This is a genomic window from Pseudomonas sp. TH32, assembly GCF_016650855.1.
Lineage (GTDB): Bacteria > Pseudomonadota > Gammaproteobacteria > Pseudomonadales > Pseudomonadaceae > Aquipseudomonas.
In genome coordinates, this window is the sequence record NZ_JAEKFA010000002.1 from 4926812 (window position 1) to 4948080 (window position 21269).

At 61.9% G+C, this 21269-nt stretch carries 18 protein-coding genes; 14 read left to right on the forward strand and 4 right to left on the reverse strand.

From position 1 onward, the window contains the following. Window positions 1-48: 48 nt before the first annotated feature. On the reverse strand, window positions 49-1104 hold the full coding sequence (gene bioB / locus JFV30_RS26325; RefSeq protein WP_010167432.1) for a biotin synthase BioB: 1056 nt from the start codon (window positions 1102-1104) through the stop codon (window positions 49-51). A 90-nt stretch (window positions 1105-1194) separates the two neighbouring features. On the opposite strand from bioB, the gene JFV30_RS26330 reads away from it, so the two are divergent. The 5 genes from JFV30_RS26330 (at window position 1195) to rarD (ending at window position 6853) form a co-directional block, all read left to right on the forward strand. Beyond that, the gene (locus tag JFV30_RS26330) at window positions 1195-1932 is read left to right on the forward strand and encodes a ComF family protein (protein ID WP_201125532.1); all 738 of its coding nucleotides are present in this window, start codon (window positions 1195-1197) and stop codon (window positions 1930-1932) included. Between the two features lie 57 nt (window positions 1933-1989). Continuing rightward, entirely contained in the window at window positions 1990-2754 is a 765-nt protein-coding gene (locus JFV30_RS26335) for a TOBE domain-containing protein (RefSeq protein WP_201125533.1), read from the forward strand. Between the two features lie 71 nt (window positions 2755-2825). Next, window positions 2826-4724: a PhoX family protein gene (locus JFV30_RS26340; RefSeq protein WP_201125534.1), complete on the forward strand. Its 1899-nt coding sequence runs from the start codon at window positions 2826-2828 to the stop codon at window positions 4722-4724. Between the two features lie 162 nt (window positions 4725-4886). Beyond that, on the forward strand, window positions 4887-5861 hold the full coding sequence (locus tag JFV30_RS26345; RefSeq protein WP_177043214.1) for a serine/threonine protein kinase: 975 nt from the start codon (window positions 4887-4889) through the stop codon (window positions 5859-5861). A gap of 107 nt (window positions 5862-5968) precedes the next feature. Continuing rightward, a complete protein-coding gene (gene rarD, locus JFV30_RS26350) occupies window positions 5969-6853 on the forward strand; it encodes an EamA family transporter RarD (RefSeq protein WP_010167440.1) in 885 nt (294 codons plus the stop codon). 222 nt (window positions 6854-7075) lie between these two features. Here the strand turns inward: rarD and JFV30_RS26355 are convergent, their stop codons facing one another. Beyond that, window positions 7076-7594 carry a glycine cleavage system protein R gene (locus tag JFV30_RS26355; protein WP_201125535.1) on the reverse strand — a complete coding sequence of 173 codons (519 nt, stop codon included), beginning with the start codon at window positions 7592-7594 and terminating at the stop codon, window positions 7076-7078. A 420-nt stretch (window positions 7595-8014) separates the two neighbouring features. Here JFV30_RS26355 and JFV30_RS26360 point away from each other — a divergent pair, with 420 nt between their 5' ends. After that, window positions 8015-10192, forward strand: coding sequence for a malate synthase G (locus JFV30_RS26360; protein ID WP_010167444.1), 2178 nt, complete (start codon window positions 8015-8017; stop codon window positions 10190-10192). Between the two features lie 63 nt (window positions 10193-10255). On the opposite strand, the gene JFV30_RS26365 is transcribed toward JFV30_RS26360, so the two are convergent. Further along, entirely contained in the window at window positions 10256-10702 is a 447-nt protein-coding gene (locus JFV30_RS26365; RefSeq protein WP_169386975.1) for a response regulator, read from the reverse strand. Between the two features lie 246 nt (window positions 10703-10948). Here JFV30_RS26365 and JFV30_RS26370 point away from each other — a divergent pair, with 246 nt between their 5' ends. The 8 genes from JFV30_RS26370 to JFV30_RS26405 all read left to right on the forward strand — a co-directional run bounded on the left by JFV30_RS26370 (window position 10949) and on the right by JFV30_RS26405 (window position 19669). Beyond that, window positions 10949-12871 carry a putative nucleotidyltransferase substrate binding domain-containing protein gene (locus JFV30_RS26370; RefSeq protein ID WP_201125536.1) on the forward strand — a complete coding sequence of 641 codons (1923 nt, stop codon included), beginning with the start codon at window positions 10949-10951 and terminating at the stop codon, window positions 12869-12871. After that, window positions 12868-13575 carry a 3'-5' exonuclease gene (locus JFV30_RS26375; RefSeq protein ID WP_201125537.1) on the forward strand — a complete coding sequence of 236 codons (708 nt, stop codon included), beginning with the start codon at window positions 12868-12870 and terminating at the stop codon, window positions 13573-13575. Before JFV30_RS26370 ends, JFV30_RS26375 begins: the two co-directional genes overlap by 4 nt. Before the next feature lie 102 nt (window positions 13576-13677). Continuing rightward, on the forward strand, window positions 13678-14196 hold the full coding sequence (locus tag JFV30_RS26380; protein WP_010167452.1) for an RNA polymerase sigma factor: 519 nt from the start codon (window positions 13678-13680) through the stop codon (window positions 14194-14196). Next, window positions 14193-15170, forward strand: coding sequence for a FecR domain-containing protein (locus JFV30_RS26385; RefSeq protein ID WP_201125538.1), 978 nt, complete (start codon window positions 14193-14195; stop codon window positions 15168-15170). Before JFV30_RS26380 ends, JFV30_RS26385 begins: the two co-directional genes overlap by 4 nt. Window positions 15171-15256: 86 nt before the next feature. After that, window positions 15257-17665, forward strand: coding sequence for a TonB-dependent siderophore receptor (locus tag JFV30_RS26390; protein ID WP_201125539.1), 2409 nt, complete (start codon window positions 15257-15259; stop codon window positions 17663-17665). A 62-nt stretch (window positions 17666-17727) separates the two neighbouring features. Then, window positions 17728-18831 (forward strand): PepSY-associated TM helix domain-containing protein, encoded by a 1104-nt coding sequence (locus JFV30_RS26395; protein ID WP_201125540.1) that lies wholly within the window; start codon window positions 17728-17730, stop codon window positions 18829-18831. Beyond that, complete coding sequence (locus JFV30_RS26400) at window positions 18828-19004, forward strand: hypothetical protein (protein WP_010167463.1); 177 nt, start codon at window positions 18828-18830, stop codon at window positions 19002-19004. Before JFV30_RS26395 ends, JFV30_RS26400 begins: the two co-directional genes overlap by 4 nt. A gap of 35 nt (window positions 19005-19039) precedes the next feature. After that, window positions 19040-19669 (forward strand): glutathione S-transferase, encoded by a 630-nt coding sequence (locus JFV30_RS26405; RefSeq protein WP_201125541.1) that lies wholly within the window; start codon window positions 19040-19042, stop codon window positions 19667-19669. Between the two features lie 223 nt (window positions 19670-19892). Here JFV30_RS26405 and creD read toward each other — a convergent pair whose 3' ends face one another. Beyond that, window positions 19893-21224, reverse strand: coding sequence for a cell envelope integrity protein CreD (gene creD / locus JFV30_RS26410; RefSeq protein WP_201125542.1), 1332 nt, complete (start codon window positions 21222-21224; stop codon window positions 19893-19895). Window positions 21225-21269 lie beyond the last annotated feature (45 nt).

Here is a 21269-nt window from a genome sequence, read left to right on the forward strand (position 1 = left end):
AGGCAAGCCAGCTCCCACACTGGATCGCACGTCGGCAGGAGAAATGGCTTAAACAGCCGCGTTGTAGAACTGCTCGCTGCTCTTTTGCTCCACCAGCGCCTGCTCGATCGCCGCCTGGTGCACTTCATCGGCATGCTCTTCACGGGCTTCCGGCAGGATGCCCAGGCGCGAGAACAGCTGCATGTCCTTGTCCGCCTGCGGGTTGGCGGTGGTCAGGAGTTTATCGCCGTAGAAAATCGAGTTGGCGCCGGCAAAAAACGCCAGGGCCTGCATCTGCTCGTTCATCGCTTCACGCCCGGCCGACAGCCGCACATGGGACTGCGGCATCAGGATGCGCGCCACGGCGAGCATGCGGATGAAGTCGAACGGGTCGATGTCGTCGGCATTTTCCAGCGGGGTACCGGCGACTTTCACCAACATGTTGATCGGCACCGATTCCGGATGCTCCGGCAGGTTGGCCAGTTGGATCAGCAGGTTGGCGCGGTCGTCCAGCGACTCGCCCATGCCGAGGATGCCGCCCGAGCAGATCTTCATCCCCGATTCACGCACGTACGCCAGGGTTTGCAGGCGCTCGCTGTAGGTGCGGGTGGTGATGATCGAGCCGTAGAACTCCGGCGAGGTGTCGAGGTTGTGGTTGTAGTAGTCGAGGCCGGCCTGGGCCAGGGCTTCGGTCTGGTCCTGGTCGAGACGCCCGAGGGTCATGCAGGTTTCCAGGCCCATGGCTTTCACGCCTTTGACCATTTCCAGCACGTAGGGCATGTCTTTGGCCGACGGATGCTTCCAGGCGGCGCCCATGCAGAAACGGGTCGAACCGATGGCCTTGGCGCGGGCGGCCTCTTCGAGGACCTTCTGCACTTCCATCAGCTTTTCTTTTTCCAGGCCCGTGTTGTAGTGGCCCGACTGCGGACAATATTTGCAATCTTCCGGGCAGGCACCGGTCTTGATCGACAGCAGCGTGGAAACCTGGACGCGGTTGGCGTCGAAATGCGCGCGGTGCACGGTCTGCGCCTGGAACAACAGGTCATTGAAGGGCTGGACAAACAGCGCTTTGACTTCGGCTAAAGACCAATCGTGACGCAGGTTGGCAGTGATGCTGGCGCTCATGGGCGATTCCTTGATTATGCTTTGGCAAGCCCTGCGGGGAGTAATACCCACAGGCACGACACGGATGCTCGGCATATTTAAGGAAGATTCATGCACTGTCAACTCGATAACAAACACAAGGTTTACATCTGGTTAAAAAGCAACCAAACCTGTTTAGTCTGCGATGAGCACAGCGAAACCGCCCATTCCATCTGCAACGTCTGCGAAACCGAGTTGCCCTGGCTGATGGATCAGTGCGACGTGTGCGCACTGCCGTTACCCATGGCGGGCCTGGTGTGCGGCCAATGCCTGAAGCGACCGCCGGCGTTTAAACAGGTGGTTGCACCCTGGGCCTACAGCTTTCCCGTCGACAGCCTGATCAGCCGCTTCAAGCATCAGGCGCGCTGGCCGCTGGGCCATTTGCTTGCGCACCTGCTGGGGCAATTCCTGCAACACCGGTATGACGATGCCGGCCTCGCGCGCCCCGACTGCCTGCTGCCCGTACCCTTGGCCCGCAGACGCCTGCGCGAACGGGGTTACAACCAGGCGGCGATGCTCGTACGCTGGCTGAGCAAAGACCTGAACATCCCTTACGATGAGCACCTGCTGTTACGGCCTCATGAAACCGTGGCGCAACAGGCCCTGGACGCCAAGACCCGCCAGCGCAACCTGCTCCAGGCCTTTGCCTTGGCGGACAATGCCCAGGTCAAAGGCCGGCACCTGGCGCTGATCGACGACGTACTCACCACCGGCGCCACTGCCAACAGCCTCGCCCGGCTCTTGATGGACGCCGGCGCGCGGCAGGTTGATGTGTATTGCCTGGCGCGTACGCCCAAGCCGGGCACATGACTTGACTCCGAGGCGCCCTGCCCGCAACGTCTGCCCATTCCATCAAAGCGTGTGCCCATGTCCCTGCCAACCCTCCTGAGCCAACATATCGTCCGCCGTCCCCAGCGTATTGCCCTGCTGCAACACATTGCCGAGCAAGGCTCCATCACCCGCGCGGCGAAGAGCGCGGGCTTGAGCTACAAGGCCGCGTGGGACGCCATCGACGAGTTGAACAACCTGGCGCAAAAGCCCTTGGTGGAGCGCAGCGTCGGCGGCAAGGGCGGCGGCGGCGCCAGGCTGACGGCTGAAGGTGAACGGGTATTACGCCTCTACCAGCGCTTGCAGGTGGTGCAGGCCCAGGTGCTGGATTCCGCCGAAGACGCCAGCGACTTCAACCTGCTGGGCCGCCTGATGCTGCGCACCAGCGCGCGCAACCAGTTGCACGGCAAGGTCATTGCGATTCACAGCCACGGTCGCAACGACCTGATTCGCCTGGAACTGGCCGCAGGCCTGAGCCTGGATGCGCAAATCACCCACGACAGCACCTTGCACCTGGAACTGGAGACCGGCACCGAAGTCGTCGCCCTGATCAAGGCCGGCTGGCTTGAAGTGCTGGCCGCGGAGCAGTCCGCAACACCTGGACACAATTGCCTGGAAGGAAAAATCGAGGCCATTCTCGACGCCGATGATGGCCCCAGCGAGGTCCGTATCACCCTGCCCAATGGCCAGGTTTTATGCGCCCTGGCCCAGCCCGACGCGCTCGTACAGCTCAAGGCCGCCGAAGGCCTGCAGGTGAAGGTGCAGTTCTCCCCCAGCAATGTGCTGCTGGGCACCCCCGCGTAACGCTTCAAACTGCAACAATTTCGTCACGACCGCTCCCTAAGGTGGCTGCAAAAACCCGCAGGGAGCCTGAAATGAGCCTATTAGAAGAAAACCAAGCCACCGACCTGGAACAGATGGTCGGCCTCACCCGCCGGCGTTTTATCGGCGCCGGCGCCCTCTGCGGTGCGGCGATGTTCCTCGGCGGCAACCTGCTGACCCGCAGTGCCCTGGCGGTCAACGCCGCGTCGAACAGCCCGTTGCTGGGGTTCGCCAGCATCGCCGCGGCCACCAGCGACACCATCACGTTGCCGCCCGGCTACAGCGCTTCGGTGCTGATCAGTTGGGGCCAGCCACTGCACAAGAATGCGCCAGCCTTCGACCCCAGCGGCAACGGCACCGCCAAGGCCCAGGAACAGCAGTTCGGCGACAACAACGACGGCATGAGCCTGTTCGCCTTCCCCGGGGACAACAACCGCGCGCTGATGGCGATCAACAACGAATACACCAACTACCGTTACCTCTACGCCCACGGCGGCGCGCCACAATCGGCCGAAGACGTGCGCAAGGCGCTGGCCAGCGAAGGTGTGTCAGTGATTGAAGTACGGCGTAAAGGTGACACCTGGCAGTTCGTCCAGGATTCGCGCTACAACCGGCGCATCCACGGCAACTCGCCGATCCGCTTCGGCGGCCCCGCCGCGGGCCATGCCTGGCTGAAAACCAGCGCCGACAAGACCGGCAAAAAAGTCCTCGGCACTTTCCAGAATTGCGCCAACGGCAAGACCCCATGGGGCACTTATCTCACCTGCGAAGAAAACTTCACCGACTGCTTCGGCAGCAGCAACCCGCAACAAACCTTCGACGCCGGGCAGAAACGCTACGGCGTGGTGGCCGCCAGCAAAGACATCAACTGGCATCAGCACGACTCGCGCTTCGACATGGCCAAGAACCCCAACGAACTCAACCGTCATGGCTGGGTGGTAGAAATCGACCCGTTCGACCCGCAATCCACCCCTGTCAAACGCACCGCCCTGGGCCGCTTCAAGCACGAAAACGCCGCCCTGGCTGAAACCCGCGACGGCCGCGCCGTGGTGTACATGGGCGACGACGAGCGCGGCGAGTTCATCTACAAGTTCATCAGCCGCGACAAGATCAACCACAAGAACCCCAAGGCCAACAAGGACCTGCTGGACCACGGCACCTTGTACGTGGCGATCTTCGATGCGGGCGACGGCAATGCCGACCATCCCAAGGGCCAGGGCCAATGGGTCGAACTGACCTACGGCAAGAACGGCATCGACGCCAACACCGGCTTTGCCAGCCAGGCCGAAGTGCTGATCCACGCACGCCTGGCCGCCAGCGTGGTGAAAGCCACCCGCATGGACCGCCCGGAATGGATCGTGGTCAGCCCTACCGACGGCCAGGTGTATTGCACCCTGACCAACAACGCCAAGCGCGGCGAAGACGGGCAGCCGGTGGGCGGCCCGAACCCGCGGGAGAAAAACGTCTACGGGCAGATCCTGCGCTGGAAGGCCTCTGCCTCCGACCATGGCGCGCCGGATTTCAGTTGGGACTTGTTTGTGGTGGCTGGCAACCCGACCGTGCATGCCGGGACGCCAAAGGGCGGCTCGGCCAACATCAACCCGCAGAACATGTTCAACAGCCCGGACGGCCTGGGCTTCGACAAGGCCGGGCGGTTGTGGATCCTCACCGATGGCGACTACAGCAACGGTGGCGACTTTGCCGGGATGGGCAATAACCAGATGCTGTGCGCTGACCCTGCGACCGGGGAAATTCGTCGGTTCATGGTGGGGCCGGTGGCCTGTGAGGTGACCGGGATCAGCTTCTCGCCAGACCAGAAAACCCTGTTTGTGGGGATTCAGCATCCAGGGGAAACCGGTGGCTCGACCTGGCCGGAACACCTGCCGAATGGCAAGCCACGGTCCTCGGTGATGGCGATTCGTCGGGATGATGGCGGGATCGTCGGCGCCTGATAAGGCGCCATCGCGGGCAAGCCCGGCTCCCACAGTTGACCGAGTACTCCTGTGGGAGCCGGGCTTGCCCGCGATGGCGGACTAACAGTCACCACCTATCTCGACCCCGGTGCGTTACCATACCCGGCCGGACGCGGCGCCCTGCTGCGCGCAGGAGTTCGCATGGCACACCCGTTTGAAACACTGACCCCTGACCTGGTGCTCGACGCTGTCGAAAGCATCGGTTTCCTCAGCGACGCCCGCATCCTCGCGCTCAACAGCTACGAAAACCGCGTCTATCAGGTCGGCATCGAAGACTCCGAGCCCTTGATCGCCAAGTTCTACCGGCCCCAGCGCTGGACCAACGAAGCCATCCTCGAAGAACACAGCTTCACCTTCGAGCTGGCCGAGTGCGAAGTGCCCGTGGTGGCGCCGATGATTCACAACGGCGAAAGCCTGTTCGAACACGCCGGTTTCCGCTTCACCCTGTTCCCGCGCCGTGGTGGCCGCGCGCCGGAGCCGGGCAACCTCGACCAACTGTATCGCCTCGGCCAGCTGCTCGGCCGTCTGCACGCGGTCGGCTCCACCCGCCCTTTCGAACACCGCGAAGCCCTGGGCGTGAAGAATTTTGGTCACGATTCCCTGAACACCCTGCTGGAAGGAAATTTCATTCCCAAAAGCCTGCTGCCGGCCTACGAGTCCGTGGCCCGCGACCTGCTCAAGCGTGTGGAAGAGGTCTACAAGGCCACGCCCCACAAGAACATCCGCATGCACGGCGATTGCCACCCCGGCAACATGATGTGTCGCGACGAGATGTTCCACATCGTCGACCTCGACGATTGCCGCATGGGCCCCGCCGTACAAGACCTGTGGATGATGCTCGCCGGCGACCGCCAGGAATGCCTGGGGCAACTCTCGGAATTGATGGACGGTTACCAGGAATTCCATGACTTCGACCCGCGCGAACTGGCCCTGATCGAACCGCTGCGCGCCCTGCGCCTGATGCACTACAGCGCCTGGCTTGCACGCCGCTGGGACGACCCGGCGTTCCCCCACAGTTTCCCGTGGTTTGGCAGCGAGCGTTACTGGGGCGACCAGGTGTTGGCGTTGCGCGAGCAGTTGTCGGCGCTCAATGAAGAACCGCTGAAGCTGTTCTGATCCTTACCGTCTGGGCCCAAGCCTTGGGCCCTACACTTTCAACACACATCCCCTGACAAATATCCTTACAATCGCGGCTTTGTTAGCTGCCTAAGCAAGGATTCTGCATGCAAGCCGCCAACCCCCGTCGCGGGTACATATTGGGCCTGAGCGCCTACGTCATCTGGGGCCTGTTCCCGATCTACTTCAAAGCCATCGCCAGCGTTCCCGCCGCAGAAATCATCGTTAACCGCGTGCTGTGGTCAGCGCTGTTCGGCAGTTTGCTGCTGCTGGTCTGGAAACACCCGGGCTGGCTTCGTGAACTGCGGGACAACCCCAAGCGCCTGGCGATCCTGGCCCTGAGCGGCACCTTGATCGCGGGTAACTGGCTGACGTATGTATGGTCGGTGAACAGCGGCCGCATGCTCGAGGCCAGCCTGGGTTATTACATCAACCCGCTGGTGAACGTGCTGTTGGGCATGGTGATCCTGGGCGAGCGCCTGCGCCGCCTGCAATGGGTAGCCGTGGGCCTGGCGGCGGTCGGCGTGGCGCAACAGGTGTGGCAAGTCGGCAGCCTGCCGTGGGTATCGCTGGTGCTGGCCGCGACCTTTGGTTTCTACGGGTTGATCCGCAAGCAGGCGCCGGTCAAGGCATTGCCCGGGCTGGTGGTGGAAACCTGGATGCTGGTGCCGATTGCCATCGCATGGCTGCTGTTCAATCCGTCCGCCCACAGCGCGCAGATGGCGTTCTGGAGCACCTCGGAAGCTTGGTGGCTGGTAGCCGCAGGCCCGGTGACGTTGATCCCGCTGGTGTGTTTCAACGCCGCCGCGCGGCATTTGCCCTACACCGCCTTGGGCTTCCTGCAATACGTGGCGCCCACCCTGGTGCTGCTGGAAGCCGTGCTGCTGTTCAACGAACACCTGGCGCCCGCCACGCTGATCGCTTTCTGCTTTATCTGGGCCGGCCTGGTGGTCTACAGCCTCGACGCCTGGCTGACCGTGCGGAAAAACTGATCAAATAACGTACAAACCCCTGCAAGCCATAGCCGGCGTGGCTTGCAGCCATTCACCCAAAGGTTATCCACAGCCTGGTCCCCGGCGTTTGTGCACAAGCCCTTGAAACTGCTCGTTTTTTGCTCAACCGGCGAAGAGCCACGGCCCGCGTGGGCTGGACGCGGGTCTCTACAGGTTATCCACAGGCCCATGCAAGATTTCCATGCATAACCTTGTGGGCAACTATTCCTCGCTGCGTAGCTCCAGTTCCACCATCAAGTCATCCGCCAGGGTTTCCAGCGCGGCCTGCAACGTCTCCAACGGCAGCGTCAACGGCACCGCCAGCAAGGCTTCGGCGTGAAACAACAGGTCGCTGCTCATCGGCGCCGGACGCACGTCCGTGATCAAGCGCTCCAGGTTGACGCCCTGCTTGCTGAGCAGCGCGGTGATGTCGCGAACAATTCCCGGCCGGTCATTGCCCACCAGCGCCATGGCGATCGGTTGCGACTCACTGGCAGCGGCCGAACTGCTTTCCCCCAGCAGCACGCGAATGCCGTGAGTGGACAAGTCTTCCAGCGCCCCAATCAAATCCAGACGGTTTTCCGCCGGCACGCTCACGCGCAAAATCCCGGCAAACTGCCCGGCCATGTGCGCCATGCGGCTTTCCAGCCAGTTGCCACCGTGGGACGCGATGCATTGGGCGATGCGTTCGACCACGCCGGGTTTGTCCGGGGCGATGACAGTTAGTACGAGATGGTCCATGGTGTCGTCCTCTTCTTATGAAAATCAGGTAGGAACCAGGCGTTCCCCTCGCACCTATCAAGGTGGACTCAGGTAGGCACGAAAACAAATCGTGTACCATTTTTATATTTATCTGGAACAATCCAATAGTTTTTTGAGAACATCCCGTACCCCACTGTGACCGTATAACCAAAGTGGGTCGCTAAACGACGTATTTAGTCTAATTTTCACAACCGCAACTCATCATGTAGTATGCCAAATCGCGCACTACATAACGTTAGGTCGATGTCTGCCAAGGCAACCACGCACCGCGACGCAGCCCGCCCAGCCGCCTTCATCGGCATGTACTGGTGCGGCGTATTCGCGGGTTACATGGCCAGAGGCTTCATTGGTAAATTGAAAAGCTGAAAAGCGCATAAGCTCCGCAGAGTGAGGCAAGCAATGACTGAACACGTTCAAGTCGGTGGCCTGCAGGTCGCCAAAGTCCTGTTCGACTTCGTGAACAACGAAGCCATTCCTGGTACCGGCATTACCGCCGACCAGTTCTGGGCCGGTGCCGACAAGGTCATCCACGACCTGGCGCCGAAGAACAAAGCCCTACTCGCCAAACGCGACGATTTTCAAGTGCGGATCGACACCTGGCACCAGGCGCACGCCGGCCAGGCCCACGACGCGGTGGCCTACAAAGCCTTCCTTCAAGATATCGGATACCTGCTGCCAGAAGCCGCGGATTTCCAGGCATCGACCCAAAACGTCGACGAAGAAATTGCCCACATGGCCGGCCCGCAGCTGGTGGTGCCGGTGATGAACGCCCGTTTCGCCCTCAACGCCTCCAACGCGCGCTGGGGCTCACTGTATGACGCGCTGTATGGCACCGACGCCATCAGCGAAGCCGACGGCGCCGAAAAGGGCAAAGGCTACAACAAGGTGCGTGGCGACAAGGTTATCGCCTTCGCCCGCGCCTTCCTCGACGAAGCCGCGCCTCTGGCTGCCGGCAGCCACGTGGACTCCACCGGCTACAAGATCGTCGACGGCAAGCTCGTGGTCAGCCTCAAGGGCGGCAGCAACAGCGGCCTGCGCAGTGATGCCCAGTTGATCGGCTACCAGGGCGATGCCGCCAAGCCGACCGCAGTCCTGCTGAAGCACAACGGCCTGCACTTCGAAATCCAGATCGACGCCAGCACCCCGGTCGGCCAGACCGACGCCGCCGGCGTGAAAGACGTGCTGATGGAAGCCGCCCTCACCACCATCATGGACTGCGAAGACTCCGTCGCCGCCGTCGATGCCGATGACAAGGTAGTGATCTACCGCAACTGGCTCGGCCTGATGAAAGGCGACCTGTCGGAAGAAGTCGCCAAGGGTGGCAAGACCTTTACCCGCACCATGAATGCCGACCGCGTGTACACCGGCGCAGACGGTAAAGACGTGACCCTGCACGGTCGTTCGCTGCTGTTCGTGCGTAACGTTGGCCATTTGATGACCATCGACGCGATCCTCGACAAAGACGGCAACGAAGTACCGGAAGGTATTCTCGACGGCCTGCTCACCAGCCTGTCGGCGATCCACAGCCTCAACGGCAACACCAGCCGCAAGAACAGCCGCACCGGTTCGGTCTACATCGTTAAACCGAAAATGCACGGCCCGGAAGAAGCCGCGTTCACCAACGAGCTGTTCGGCCGCATCGAAGACGTGCTGAAGCTGCCACGCAACACGCTTAAAGTCGGGATCATGGACGAGGAGCGCCGCACCACGGTCAACCTCAAGGCCTGCATCAAGGCGGCCAGCGAGCGCGTGGTGTTTATCAACACCGGCTTCCTCGACCGCACCGGCGACGAAATCCACACCTCCATGGAAGCTGGCGCGATGGTGCGCAAGGCTGCCATGAAGGCTGAAAAATGGATCGGCGCCTACGAGAACTGGAACGTCGATATCGGCTTGAGCACCGGCCTGCAAGGCCGTGCACAAATCGGTAAAGGCATGTGGGCGATGCCCGACCTGATGGCCGCCATGCTGGAGCAGAAAATTGCTCACCCGCTGGCCGGCGCCAACACGGCATGGGTCCCGTCGCCAACGGCGGCCGCGCTGCACGCGCTGCATTACCACAAGGTTGACGTATTCGCCCGCCAGGCCGAACTGGCCAAGCGCGAACGCGCTTCGGTGGACGACATCCTGACCATTCCCCTGGCCCAGAATACCGATTGGTCCGACGAAGAAATCCGCAACGAACTGGACAACAACGCCCAGGGCATCCTCGGTTACGTGGTGCGCTGGATCGACCAGGGCGTGGGTTGCTCGAAAGTGCCGGACATCAACGACGTCGGCCTGATGGAAGACCGCGCCACCCTGCGTATCTCCAGCCAGCACATTGCCAACTGGCTGCGCCACGGCATCGTCAATGAAGCCCAGGTGATGGAAAGCCTCAAGCGCATGGCGCCGGTGGTGGACCGTCAGAACGCCGGTGACGCGCTGTACCGTCCGTTGGCTCCCGATTTTGACAGCAACATCGCGTTCCAGGCGGCGGTGGAGTTGGTAGTTGAAGGGACCAAGCAGCCAAACGGCTACACCGAGCCGGTGTTGCACCGTCGGCGCCGGGAGTTCAAGGCCAAAAACGGTCTGTAATCAAGCGCTGGAAATGAAAAAGCCCTGATCTTCCGATCAGGGCTTTTTTTTGGTCGCCGGGTTTTACTGCACCATCCCCAACTCACGCTTCACCATCTTCGCCAGCTTTGCGCTATCAATGGGCTTGAGCAAGAAGTCCACCACGCTCAAATGCATGGCATCAATCACGTCCGGCGCTTCAGCGTCCCCCGACATGATGATGATCGGCAGCGCCGCCCGGGTAGACCCGCGCACCTGGCGAATCAATTGCAGCCCGTTGCTCGGGGTCATGCGCAGGTCGGTGATCAGCAAGCCAATGGAACTGCTGGAGCTCAACAAGTCCCACGCCGCCTCGCCACTGTCTGCGGTCATGCAGCGAATGCCGTCCAGGCCAAGAATTTCCGCCAACAGTTCGCGAGAGTCCTTGTCGTCATCCACGATCAAAACCCGTTGTGGCGGTAAATCAGGCTCCTGCATAACAGCGCTCAGGGCCTCGCGCTCGGCGTCACTCAAAATATCGTGGTCGGACATACGTTTCTCGGCAGTTCTGATCAATCTCCCAGCACAGAACTCAGACATCGCCGGAAGGGCGAACAATGTGCACTTCGTCGGAAAGTTTTCCTAGTGGGCGTTCTACGGGGTTTGGACGATATTCATGTAAGGTTTTTCCCTAGTCGTTGAGGACAATTCGCTACCTAGACTTACGTCCAATGGGCACCCGCAGCGCAGGAGTCGACCATGAGGCACGATAACGACAAAAAAACTGCGGTCATAGGTATGAGTAAAGCTGATGCTTTCACACAAGCGGGAAAAACCGCTGTGTTGCAGAACATCCACGGCACCCTGCAATTCCTGCAACGTTTCCCGCCGTTCAACCAGATGGAAAACGCCCACCTGGGATTTCTGGTAGAGCAGTGCCAATTGCGCTTCTACGGCCCCGGCGAGAGCATTCTCAAGCCGTCGGGCGGGCCGGTTGAGCACTTTTACATCGTCAAGCAGGGGCGCGTGGTCGGCGAGCGGCCGGATTCCACAGAAACCACCTTTGAAATCACCACGGGTGAATGTTTCCCGCTGGCCGCGTTGCTCGGCGAGCGGGCGACCCGCACCGAGCACAAAGCCGCCGAAGACACCTTCTGCCTGCAACTGAACAAGCCGGCCTTTATCAAGCTGTTCGCGCTTTCCAGTGCCTTTCGCGACTTTGCCTTGCGCGGGGTGAGCAGCCTGCTGGATCAGGTCAATCAGCAAGTCCAGCAAAAAGCCGTGGAAACCCTCGGCACCCAGTATTCGCTGAACACCCGCCTGGGCGAGTTGGCCATGCGCCACCCGGTGACCTGCAGCCCGCTGACGCCCCTGCGCGAAGCGGTCACGCAGATGCACGAGCAGCAAGTGGGCAGCATCGTGATCGTCGATGAGCACAAGGCGCCCCTGGGGATTTTCACCCTGCGGGACCTGCGCCAGGTGGTGGCCGACGGCACCAGCGATTTCAACCAGGGCATCGAGCGCCACATGACCCAGGCGCCGTTCTTTCTCACGCCGGACCACAGTGCCTTCGACGCCGCGATCGCCATGACCGAACGGCATATTGCCCACGTGTGCCTGGTCAAGGATCAGCGCCTGTGTGGCGTGGTGTCCGAACGTGACCTGTTTTCCCTGCAACGGGTCGACCTGGTGCATCTGGCCCGGACTATCCGCAACGCGCCAAGGGTAGAAAACCTGGTGGCGATCCGTGGCGAAATCGGCCAGTTGGTGGAGCGCATGCTGGCCCATGGTGCGTCGTCCACGCAGATCACCCACATCATCACCTTGCTCAACGATCACACGGTATGCCGCGTCATCGAGCTGACCCTGGCCGACAAGGGCGACCCCGGCGTGCCGTTCAGCTGGCTGTGTTTCGGCAGCGAGGGCCGCCGCGAGCAGACGCTGTATACCGACCAGGACAACGGCATTCTGTTTGAAGCCAAAGACGCCGCTGAAGCCGCCGAGATTCGTGGCCGCCTGCTGCCCCTGGCGCAACAGATCAACCAGAGCCTGGCGCTGTGCGGTTTTACCCAGTGCAAGGGCAACATCATGGCCGGCAACCCGGAGCTGTGCCTGTCCCGGGCGGAATGGGCGCGGCGGTTTGCCGGGTTTATTCGCGAGGCAACGCCGGAGAACCTGCTGGGTTCGAGCATCTATTTTGATTTGCGGGTGGTGTGGGGCGATGAACACGGGTGCGAGCAATTGCGCCAGGGCATTCTCGATCAGGTGGCGGACAACCGTTTGTTCCAGCGCATGCTGGCCGAGAACGCGTTGCGCCAGCGCCCGCCGGTGGGGCGTTTCCGGGATTTCGTGCTGACACGCAAAGGCGCCGACAAGGCGACACTCGACCTCAAGGTGCAAGGCCTCACGCCCTTTGTCGACGGTGCCCGGCTGCTGGCCCTGGCCAATGGCATCAGTGCTATCAACACCCTGGAGCGCTTGCGCCAACTGGTGGCCAAGGAAGTCATCGAACGCCTGGACGGCGCGGCCTATGAAGAGGCCTATCACTTTATCCAGCAAACCCGCATGCAACAGCACCAACTGCAAACCCGCGAGAATTTGCCCTACTCCAACCGCGTCGACCCCGACAGCCTCAACCACCTGGACCGGCGCATCCTGCGTGAGTCCCTGCGCCAGGCCCAACGCCTGCAAAGCAGCCTGACCCTGCGGTACCAGCTGTGAGTGTGTTTGGCTGGTTGCGCAAAGCCAAGCCGGGCCTGGACGCAGCGCAACAGCGGCGGGTCGAGCAACTGCCAAAACCCCAGGCGCTGGGGGACGGTTCGTTGCGAGACCAGCGCTGGGTGGTGGTGGACCTGGAAACCAGCGGCCTGAACCTCAATCGTGACCAGGTGTTGTCGATTGGCGCGGTGGTGATCGAAGACGGCGCGGTGGACTTCTCCCAACTGTTCGAGCGCACCCTGCAACGGGCCGAAACCAAGCTCAACCCCAGCGTGCTGATCCACGGCCTGGGGCCCAGCGCCATTGCAGCGGGCAGTGATCCGGCTGAAGCGCTGATGGACTTTATGGCGTTTGTCGGCGACAGCCCGTTGCTGGCGTTCCATGCGCCCTTTGATCAACACATGCTCTGCCGTGCCCTCAAGGACAGCCTGGGTTATCGCTTGAACCATCCGTTCCTGGACGTGGCCGACATCGCCCCGCTGCTGTGCCCCGACGCGAACATCCGCGAAGCCGGGCTGGATGACTGGATCGGGCATTTCAAGCTGCAGGTGGGCGAGCGTCACCATGCGAGTGCGGATGCGCTGGCCACGGCGGAGTTGATGCTGATCCTGTTCAGCCGGGCCCGGCAGCAGCAGATCGACAGTCCCAAAGCCTTGCAGGAGCGCCTTGGCCAGTGGAAACGTCGCAAACAAGCCCCGTCTTTTTAAACACAGTGCCATCACCCGACCAACGCCAATTGCACCCGTACGACGCCTCTGCCACAATCGCGAATAATTCTCGTTAGTTTAAACTTTCCGATCGGTGTCGCCTTGTCGTCAATCCAAAGTCCCCACAGTGAGCTTGTTGGCGCGTTGTACCGCGACCATCGCAGCTGGCTGTTGGCGTGGCTGCGACGCAACGTGGCCTGCCCCAGCCGTGCCGAAGACCTGAGCCAGGACACCTTCATGCGCCTGCTGGGCCGTGAAGAACTGCGCGAACCCCGCGAGCCCCGAGCGTTTCTGGTGGCCATCGCCAAGGGCCTGTTGTTCGATTACTTCCGTCGCGCAGCGCTGGAACAGGCCTACCTCACCGAACTGATGCTGATCCCGGAAAGCGAACACCCGTCCCCGGAAGAACAGCAACTGATCCTCGAAGACCTCAAGGCCATCGACCGCCTGCTGGGCAAACTCTCGAGCAAAGCCCGCGCGGCCTTCCTCTATAACCGCCTCGATGGCATGGGCCACGCCGAAATCGCCCAGCGCCTGGGGGTTTCCGTGCCCCGTGTGCGGCAATACCTGGCCCAGGGCATTCGCCAGTGCTACATCGCCCTGTATGGCGAGCCGCTGTGAGCCAGGTCGGTTCCAAACCGGTGTCGGCACGGGTGCTCGACGCGGCCATTGCCTGGCAGTTGTCCCTCGACTCGGGCGACGGCAGCGCCGTAGAACAGGAAGAGTTCGCCAAATGGCTGGCCAGCGATGAAGAACACGCCCGCGCCTGGCGCCAGCTGGGCATGCTCGATCAGCGTTTCAGCGTGGCCTCGGGCCCTGCCCGTGCAGCGCTGTTGCAGTCGCGCGAAGGTATTCGCCGCCGCGTGCGCAAGCTCGGCAGCGGCCTGGCCAGTGTGGTGCTGGTATGCGGCCTGGTGGTGTTCGCCGGCCAGCGCTACGTGCCGTTCGACTACTGGCTGGCGGACCAGCGCACCGCCACCGGCGAACAGCGCACCCTCAAGCTGGCCGACGGCACCGTGATCAACCTCAACACCCACAGCGCCATCGACGTGCGCTTCGACGAGAAACGCCGGGTGATCGTGTTGCAGGAAGGCGAGATCCTCGTCGAAACCGGCCACAACGACGCCCGCCCGTTTTTTGTCGAAACCCGCGAAGGCAGCCTGCGCGCCCTGGGCACGCGGTTTATCGTCAAGCGCGAAGAAGACGGCACGCGCCTCAGCGTGTTGCAGTCGGCCGTTGGCGCGCAGCCCGAGGCGCTGCCTCAGGAGCAGATCTTCAAGGAAGGCCAGCAAGTGCTGATGCGCCGCGACGGCCTTGGCCCAATGCTCGCCGTCAGCCCCGGCACAGACGCCTGGACCCGCGGCATGCTGGTGGTGGACAACGCGCGGCTCGGCGATGTGGTTGCTGAGCTGAGCCGCTACCGCACCGGCTACCTGGGTGTGGATAAACAGGTGGCCGACCTGCGGATCACCGGCAGCTTCCCGCTGCACGACACCAACCTGGCGCTGAACGCGTTGCTGCCGACCTTGCCGGTGCAAATCGAGCAGCACACGCCGTGGTGGGTGACGGTTTCCGGCAAGCCTGCAACCAAATAGAAATTATTTTCATTCAGCCCTATCACTTTCTGCATCTCGTTCGGCACATAGGCAATTGAGAAATATTTCCATTCAGGAGCCGCCGTATGTCCCGCACGCTAGACACCTTGTTGCGCCCCAGCCTGTTGGCCGTGGCCATTGCCCTCAGCGCCCCGCTGGCCAGCACCCAGCTGATCGCCGCCGAACAGGCCTCCAGTGTGCGCGCCTACAACCTGCCGGCAGCACCGCTGGCCACTACCCTGAACCAGATCGCCAGCCAGGCGGGCTTGGCGCTGACGCTGAATCCAGGGTTGGCGTCGGGCAAGACGTCTGCACCGGTGAAGGGCCAGTTTGATGCGCAGGGCGCGTTGCGCGAGGCGCTGCGTGGCACAGGCCTGCAACTGGAGCAAAGCAGTGCGGGTACCTTCAGCCTGGTAGCGATTCCCGATGGGGTTGTGGCGTTGCCGGAGACGAGCATTACGGGCCAGGCCAATGCGGAAAGTGCGTGGGGGCCGGTTGATGGTTATGTCGCCACGCGCACCGCTGCGGGCACCAAGACCGACACCGCCATTGTCGAAGCCCCACGTTCGATGTCCGTCATCACCCGCGCCCAAATGGAAGATCGCGGTGTACAGAACCTTGATGACGCCGTGCGTTACATGCCGGGCGTGATCGCCAGCAGCTACGGCAGCGACGCCCGGGCCGACTGGCTGCGCGTACGCGGCTTCGAACCGACCCAATTCCTCGACGGTCTGCCACTGCCAAAAGGCTCCTATGCCAACCCGAAACAAGAGACCTGGAACCTGGACCGCATTACCCTGCTGCGCGGCCCGGCATCCTCGGTCTATGGCCAAACCCCGCCGGGCGGCATGCTCGATATGGTCAGCCGTCGCCCGCAAGCCGAAGACAGCCACGCGGTACGTGCCGAAGTTGGCAGCAACAACCGCAAGCAGATCAGCTTCGACAGCACCGGCAAGATTGACGACGAAGGCCAGTTTCTCTACCGCGTCGACGGCGTGGTACGTGACAGCGGCACGCCCATCGACCACATCGAAGACAAGCGCTACAACATTGCGCCGAGCCTGACCTGGAACATTAACGACGACACCCACCTGACCTTCCTCTCGCAGTTCACCCGCGACGATACCGGCATCAGTGGCCAGTTCCTGCCCTTGCAAGGCACCAAGCTGCCTTCGCCAGCGGGCAAGATTTCCCACCACAAGAACCTCGGCGAGCCTGATCAGGATTACTACGATCGCACCTATTACGCACTCGGCTATGCCTTTGACCATCGCTTCAACGATGTCTGGCAGTTCAAGCAAAACCTGCGCTACACCAAGAGCGAACTGGCCTTCAACACCACCTACTCCAGCTACGGCGACACCGCTGTAGGCCCGGACGGCATGCTGGCGCGCATCTATGACAAGGTCGACGAAGACATCGCGCAACTGGCCGTGGACAACAATTTCCAGGCCGACTTCCAGACCGGCGCTCTAAGCCACACCCTGCTACTTGGCCTGGATCACCAGCGCAGCAATACCGATTACCACTGGATCGAAGGCAGCGCCGCGAGCATCAACCCGAGCCGCCCGATCTACAACCAGCCTCGCCCTGCCGGCACCCCGTTCACCTTCTACGACTACAACCAAAAGACGGTGCAAACCGGCGTGTACGTCCAGGACCAAATGGCCTTGGACAAGTGGCGCCTGACCCTGGGCGGTCGTGAAGACTGGATCCACACCGGCACCACGTTCTTCAACATGAATGACGCCACCAACACCCAGCGCGACAAAGCCTTCAGCGGTAACGCTGGCCTGAGCTATGTGTTTGATTCGGGCATTACCCCGTACATTTCTTATACCGAGTCCTTCCAGCCCACGGCTGGCGCCAGTGCCAGTGCCACCGAGTCATTCAAACCGACCCAAGGCAAGCAGACTGAAGTGGGCGTGAAGTATCAGCCCGTGGGTAGCAAGACCCTGCTGACCGCTGCTGTATTTGACCTGCGCCAGCAGAACGTTTCCGTCACCCAGAACAACGTCACGAGCCAGATCGGCGAAATCAGCGTGCGCGGCCTGGAGCTGGAAGCCACTTCAGAAGTCACCGACAACCTGAAACTCGTCGGCTCCTACACCTACACTGACACTGAAATTCTCAAAGGTGACGACAAGGGCAACCGCATGAAGCTGGTGCCGCGCAACCAGGCTTCGTTGTGGTCTGACTACACGTGGCACTCGGGTGTTCTGGATGGTTTCGGCGTAGGTGCGGGAGTGCGTTACGTCGGCGACACCTACGGCAACACTGCGAATACGGCCAATGGTCACGTCGGCTCGTACACCGTGTATGACGCTGCCGTACATTACGACCTGAGCCGCATCAACCCGGCGCTGGCGGGTGTTTCGGTGGATGTCACCGCCAAAAACATCTTCAACAAGGACTACCTGTCGACGTGTGACGGAGCCTGGTGCTACTACGGTGATGAGCGCAACGTAGTCGCCGCTGTGAACTACAAGTGGTAACTCGCTAAAGTAGTACCCAGGGGTCACGGTCGCACCGTGGCCCCTTTGCATTTGGATGCCCCATGAAAAGCAAAACCATCCGCCGCTGGTCCTTCATCCACACCTGGACCAGCCTCGTCTGTACGGTGTTCCTGCTGCTGCTCGCCCTCACCGGGCTGCCGTTGATCTTCCACCACGAGATCGATCACCTGCTGGGCAACGAGCCCGAGCTGGCGCAAATGCCCGCCGACACCCCGCAGTTGAACCTCGAACAACTGGTGGCCAAAGCCCAGGCCCATCGCCCCGGCGAAGCCATGCAGTACCTCGCCTGGGACGAAGACGACAAGAACGGCGTGATCGCGATCATGGCCGCCACTGCCGGCACCGAACCCAATTCTTCCCATACCTTCATGCTCGACGCTCGCACCGGTGAAGCCGTGGAAACCCCTTCGGCCAACGGCGGGCTGACGATGTTCCTGCTGCGCCTGCACGTCGATATGTTCGCCGGGCTGCCGGGCAAGTTGCTGCTGGCGTTCATGGGCATCCTGTTTGTGTTGGCGATCATTTCCGGCACGGTGCTGTACCTGCCCTTCATGCGCCGGCTGAAGTTCGCCACCGTGCGCCAGGACAAATCCACGCGCCTGCGCTGGCTCGACCTGCACAACCTGATCGGCGTGGTCACCCTGACCTGGGCGTTGGTGGTGGGCGTGACCGGCGTGATCAGCGCCTGCGCCGACCTGATCATCGCGGCCTGGCGCACCGACAGCCTCAGCGCGATGATCGAACCCTACAAGAACGCCCCGCCACTGACCTTGCGCGCGCCCGCCACCGACCTGCTGACAATCGCCGCCAAGGCCGCGCCCGGCATGGAGCCGGATTTTATCGCATTCCCCGGCACGCGCTTTTCCAGCGAGCATCACTACGCGGTGTTCATGAAAGGCAGCACCCACCTGACGTCGCACCTGCTGACGCCAGTGCTGATCGACGCGAGCAACCTGCACGTCACCGCCATCGCCGAACGGCCGTGGTACATGGACGCCATGGGCATGTCGCAGCCGCTGCACTTTGGTGACTACGGCGGCATGCCGATGAAGATCCTCTGGGCGGTGCTGGACGTGCTGACCATCATCGTCCTGGGCAGCGGCGTGTACCTGTGGCAGGTACGGCGCAAGGCGGCCAAGTCATGAAGCCGCGGCAGTCGAGTTTCTGGAAGGTGTTTGGCATTCCGCTGGCCATCGGGCTGCTGAGCGCGGCCGGGTTGTTTGCGGCGTTGCTGGGGGACGGGTTGTGGGATTCGTTGAGCTGGGTCGGGCTAGGTATTCCGGCGGTAATTGGCAGCTGGGCGTTGCTCAAGCGTTGAGATAGATTAGCGCTGCCCTTTTCCGAGGAATGCCCATGTCCATCCCCAGCATGACGTTGTTCCACAACCCCGCCTCGCCGTTTGTGCGCAAGGTACGGGTGCTGTTGCACGAGACCGGCCAACTGGACCGCGTGACCTTGCACGCCTGCATGCCGACACCGATCGCGCCCGACGCCGATGTGATCCTGGACAACGCGGTGGGCAAGATCCCCGCGCTGCGCCTGGCCGACGGCAACGCGCTGCATGACAGCCGGGTGATCCTCGATTACCTCGACCACCAACACACCGGCACCCCGCTGATCCCCCGAGACGGCCCGGCCCGCTGGCGACGCCTGACGCTGGCCTCGACCGCCGACGGGATCATGGATGCTGCCGTGCTGGTGCGTTACGAAACCGCCATGCGCCCGGTGGAAAAACACTGGGACTTATGGCTGGAAGGCCAGCGCGACAAGATCCGCCGCGCCCTCGACATGCTGGAACAGGACGCCATCACCGAACTGACCGGGCCGTTTGATGTGGCGGCGATCAGCGTGGCCTGTGCGCTGGCTTACCTGGATTTCCGCCACCCAGACATGCAGTGGCGGTCCAGCCATTCGAAGCTGGCGGCGTGGTATGCCGAGGTGAGTCAGCGGCCGTCGATGCTGCAGACCCAGCCACCGGCCTAACCGACTGCAAGGGCTCTTCTGTGGCGAGGGAGCTTGCTCCCGCCGGGCTGCGCAGCGGCCCCAAAAATCCTGGGAGCGCTTCGCACTCCAGCGGGAGCAAGCTCCCTCGCCACAGCAAGCTCCCTCGACACAAACAGCTCTCGGGCAACAGGGAATAGCGCGTTGATCCTCGCCACCAACTGCGCGCCCTCTTGCTGATCCTCCCGCAACCCCAACGACCGACTCATCGCTTGCCCACCCCATACCAATCCAGCTTGCGGGTCAGCACCATCACCGTGCCCAGCAACCCGAACAGCAGCAACGAGCCCATTAACAACGCGTAATCTTCCGCACTCAACAACCCGTACAACAAGCCATACAACGCCGCCAACCCCACCGAAAACCCCAGGCCATGGGCGACGCTGCGCAGCACATGGCAGACGTAAAACCCAATCAACAGCACACAGGCAGCCGCCGATATCAGGTACGCCGGGCCAAACCCGATGTGCTCCGACAACGACAACAGCAGCAGGTAGAAAAACGCCAGGGCAACCCCCACCAACGCGTACTGGATCGGGTGCACCGCCAGGCTCTTGAGCACCTCGAACAGGAAGAAGCCGGCAAACGTCAGGGCGATAAACAGCAGCGCATATTTGATCGCCCGGTCACTCTTGAGGTACTGGTCCACCGGGTCGATAAAACTCACGCCGAAGCTGCGGCTGTTGAAGTCATCACACACCTGATCCCAGGTGCAACCGCCCATCGTTTCTTCCAGGTTGGTGGAGAAGAACGTGGTCTGCCAGTTGGCGGTAAAGCCTTGAGCGGTGACCTCACGCTGGGTCGGCAGGAAGTTGCCGATAAAGCTCGGGTGCGGCCAGTTCGACGCCAGCTTGACCTGGCTGGTCTTGCCCACCGGCACCACTTGCAGTTGCTCGGTACCTTGCAGGCGCAGGTTGAAGGCGAAATCAAAAGGTGACGGCTTCTTGCTGTCCTGCTCGGGCAGCATCACGTGAACGCCCTCCCCCAGCCACGCCACTTGAGTGCCCGGCGAAAACGCCAGTTGCTGGCTGCCCAGCTCCAGCTTCAGCGCGTTTTCGATGCCACGAATGTCGCTGATACCCACCGCCAGATACGCCGGGTCAAACTGGTAATCGCCAAAGTTTTCCTTGATACCCCACTGCTCCGGCAACACAAACCGCCCGCTGATACGGCTGTCAGCGTGGAACAGCCGCGCCTGGTAAATGCCCCGGGCGCGCACTTCGGTTTGCACCTGGCCGTCGAGGGCAAATTGCTCCGGCAGGAAATACAGACGACCGCGCACTTCACGGGTTTCTTCGTAGCGTTCGTTGAGCTTTTCATTGAGCTTCCACTCCCGGACGGTCTTGCGATACGGCACCACCAGCACCGGGCCACTGAGGCGCTGGCTGTAGCTGGAACTGCGGGCGATATCCTGCAAGACGTCGTCGCGCAACTGCTGACGGTCGGTAATCACCCCGTGGATCATCAGCAACGGAATCAACAACAGCACGATCAGCAGCGCGATGGCGCCCAGTTTGAAAAGCAGATTGCGGTTCATGAAGCTCTCCCTGTTTTGATGGGGGAGAGTCTGGCCGGCGCTTAA